The following is a 3,551-nucleotide window of genomic DNA, read 5'->3' as shown; positions in this document are numbered from 1 at the left end:
CGAGGATGTGGCCAAGCGGTTCGCCAGCTTCGGATGGTCGGTGCTGGACCTGCCTGACGCCAACGACGGCGAGGCCTTCGGCCGCGCGGTCGAGACCTTCCTGGCGACCACAGATCGTCCGACCCTGATCCGGGTCAGGAGCGTCATTGGTTTCGGCTCGCCGCACACCCAAGGGACGGCGAAGGCGCACAGCGATCCGCTGGGCGCGGCGGAGGTCGTGCTCACCAAGCGGGCTTACGGTTGGCCTGAGGACGAGGAGTTTCTGGTTCCGGCCGGCGTGCGCGAGCGCCTCGCCGCGACGCTCGGGGCCCGCGGCCAGGCCCTCCTGGCGGAGTGGCAGGACACGCGGAGGCGTTACGCGCTCGCCCACCCGGCCCTGGCCAAGGAGCTTCGCCTCCTGCTGTCCGGCGATGCGCCGATCGAATGGGACCGCGATGTTCCGAGCTTCCGGGCGGACGCCGAGGGCATGGCCAGCCGCGAGGCGTCCGGCAAGGTGCTAAATGCGATCGGCGGGCGGCTGCCCTGGCTGATCGGGGGGTCCGCCGACCTCGCACCCTCCAACAAGACCCGGTTGGAGTTTGAGGGCGCGGGCGATTTTGAAGCCACCAGCTATGAAGGCCGCAACTTGCATTTCGGGGTGCGCGAGCACGCCATGGCCGCGATCGCCAACGGCCTGGCCCTTGCGGGCCTTCGGCCCTACGTCGGGACGTTCCTGATCTTCAGCGACTACATGCGTCCGCCGATGAGGCTGGCGGCGATGATGCAGCTGCCGGTGGTCTATATTTTCAGCCACGACTCCATTGGCCTTGGCGAGGATGGGCCAACCCATCAGCCTGTCGAGCAGCTGGCGGCGCTTCGCGCGATCCCCGGACTGGTCACGCTGCGTCCGTGCGACGCCAACGAGACCGCGGAAGCCTGGCGCGTCATCATCGCCCTGGCCCGAACGCCCGTGTGCCTGGTGTTGTCGCGCCAAGCCCTGCCGACCCTTGATCGTGACAGATACGCCGCCGCCAGCGGCCTCGCCCGCGGTGGCTATATGCTGGCCGGCAGCGAGGGGCCTGCCGAGATCATCCTGCTGGCGACGGGAAGCGAGGTCGCCGCGTGCGTGACGGTGCATGAGCGGCTGGTCGCCGAGGGCGTCCGCTGCCGGGTCGTGTCGATGCCGTCGTGGGAATTGTTCGAGGCGCAGGATCCCTCCTACCGGCGGCAAGTGCTGCCCGATCAGGTCACGGCCAGGGTCGCTGTGGAGGCCGCAGCGCCCATGGGCTGGGACCGCTACGTGGGCGCCGCCGGAGAGGTTGTGGCGATGCGCAGCTTTGGCGCCTCCGCGCCTTTCGCCGCCCTGGAGTCCAAGTTCGGCTTCACCCCGGCGTACATCTACGAGGCCGCCCGCCGTCAGCTCGCCGCCGCCAGGCGGCGACAGGAGGAACCCGCCCATGTCTAACCCGCTCCGCCAGCTCGCCGCCGCCGGTCAGTCGGTCTGGCTCGACTATATCCACCGCAAATTCCTCGAATCCGGCGAGTTGAAGCGGCTCATCGACAAGGACGGCGTCACCGGCGTCACCTCCAATCCGAGCATTTTCCAAAAGGCGATGGGGGAAGGCTCAGACTACGACGACCGGCTGAAGTCGCTGTTGGCGGCCGGTGTCGACGCGCCGTCCGAACTCTACGAGCGGCTGGCGATCGCCGATGTCCAGGCCGCCGCCGACCAGCTACGCCCGGTCTACGATCGCCTGAAGCGCCGCGACGGCTACGTCAGCCTGGAGGTCTCGCCCCACCTCGCAATGGACAGCGAAGCCGCCGTCGTCGAGGCGCGACGGCTCTGGCGCGCCGTTGACCGGCCCAACCTGATGATCAAGGTCCCGGGCACCGCCCCTGGTGCGACAGCGGTGCGCCAGCTGATCGGCGAAGGCGTCAACGTCAACGTCACCCTGCTCTTCGGCATTGAAGCCTATGAAGCGGTGGCCGAGGCGCATCATCAGGGCCTTCTGGCCTTTCGTTCCGGGGGAGGGGACGTGTCCACGGTTCACAGCGTCGCAAGCTTCTTCATCAGCCGAATCGACACCGAGATCGACAAGACGATCGACGCCCGCCTACAGGCCGGCGCGGGCGATGACGCCGAGGCTTTGAGGAAACTGCGCGGCCGGGTCTCGATCGCCAACGCCAAGATCGCCTACCGTCGCTACTGCGAGACCCTGGAGGAGCCTCGCTGGCAGGCGCTGGCCCGCGACGGCGCCGCGCCCCAGCGGCTGCTATGGGCCTCAATGGGGGTGAAGGATACTGCCTACAGCGACGTCTATTACGTCGAGGCGCTGATCGGCCCGGACACTGTCAACACCCTGCCGATCAAGACTCTGGACGCCTTCCGCGCCCATGGGCGCGTGGGGCCGCGCCTGCGCGAACATCCCACTGAGGCCTACGAGATCCTGGTGTCAGCCCAGGACCTGAATCTTGACCTGGATGGCGTCGCCAAAGCGCTCGTTGTCGATGGCGTGCGTCGTTTCGCTGAGTCGTTCGACGAGTTGCACGCCGCGCTCGCCGGCAAACGGGTTGAGCTCCTTGCCGGGCTGCCGCCTAGGACGCCTGCGCCGCGAGCGGCGACCGTATGATCGGACCCGCGGGTGGCGTCGTGAAGGCCCGGCGATCGGCCACCGCAGCGGAGCTGGAGACCCTGCAGCGCGAGACCTTCGACTACTTCATCAAGGAGGTGAATCCGCTCAACGGCCTGATCCTCGACAAGACCGCCGAGAACTGGCCGGCCAGCATCACGGCCACTGGCTTGGCGCTGGCCTGCTACCCGGTCGCCGTCGAACGCGGGTTCATGACGCGCGCCGCGGCCCTTGAGCGGACCCTGACCACGCTGCGCTTCTTCTGGACCAGTCCCCAGGGGCCCGAGTCTGACGCCACAGGCTACCGGGGGTTCTACTATCACTTCCTCGACATGCAGACCGGCCGGCGGGTCTGGCAATGCGAACTCTCGACCGTCGATAGCGCCTTCCTGTTGGCCGGCGGCTTGGCGGCGGCGGCCTATTTCGATCGCGATGATGCTGGCGAACGGGAAGTCCGCACCCTGGCCGACGCGCTCTACCGCCGCGCCGACTGGGCGTGGGCGCAGAACCAGGGCGATACGGTCACCCATGGCTGGAAGCCGGAGAGCGGCTTCCTCCCGTATCGTTGGGAGGGCTACGATGAAGCTCTGTTGCTCTATGTGTTAGGTCTCGGCTCCCCCACCCACCCGCTGTCGGAAACCAGCTACGCGGCCTGGGTCTCCACCTATCGCTGGGAGACCTGCTACGGCACGGACTACCTCTACGCCGGGCCGCTGTTCACCCACCAGCTCTCCCACATCTGGATCGACTTTCGCGGCATCCAGGACGCCTTCATGCGGGAGAAAGGCAGCGACTATTTCGAGAACAGCCGCCGCGCCACCTATGTGCAGCAATGCTACGCGGTGGATAACCCGCGCAAGTTCGAGGGTTATGGCGAGCATTGCTGGGGCATTACGGCCAGTGAAGGGCCTGGCCCATCGACGCTCAAGCTGAACGGCATCC

Annotated in this window: 3 protein-coding genes; all 3 read left to right on the top strand. The window is 67.4% G+C overall.

What is annotated here, in order from left to right; genetic code table 11:
* The coding region (locus tag ACLL81_RS12645; protein ID WP_411288705.1) for a transketolase-like TK C-terminal-containing protein at positions 1-1,444 on the top strand (1,444 nt) is incomplete at its 5' end.
* Positions 1,437-2,609 (top strand): transaldolase, encoded by a 1,173-nt coding sequence (gene tal / locus ACLL81_RS12640; protein WP_411288704.1) that lies wholly within the window; start codon positions 1,437-1,439, stop codon positions 2,607-2,609. The genes ACLL81_RS12645 and tal, both read left to right, overlap by 8 nt.
* The coding region (locus tag ACLL81_RS12635) for a glucoamylase family protein (protein WP_411288703.1) at positions 2,606-3,551 on the top strand (946 nt) is incomplete at its 3' end. The genes tal and ACLL81_RS12635, both read left to right, overlap by 4 nt.

This window comes from Phenylobacterium sp. (genome assembly GCF_046590535.1).
In the GTDB taxonomy this organism is placed as follows: Bacteria; Pseudomonadota; Alphaproteobacteria; order Caulobacterales; family Caulobacteraceae; genus Phenylobacterium.
The sequence above is the reverse complement of the archived record's forward strand: the minus strand, read 5'-3'. Positions and strand labels throughout refer to the sequence as shown.

Coding starts and splice junctions, on each gene's coding strand:
- tal (WP_411288704.1), top strand. CDS start 1,437: ATGTCTAACCCGCTCCGCCAGCTCGCCGCCGCCGGTCAGTCGGTCTGG.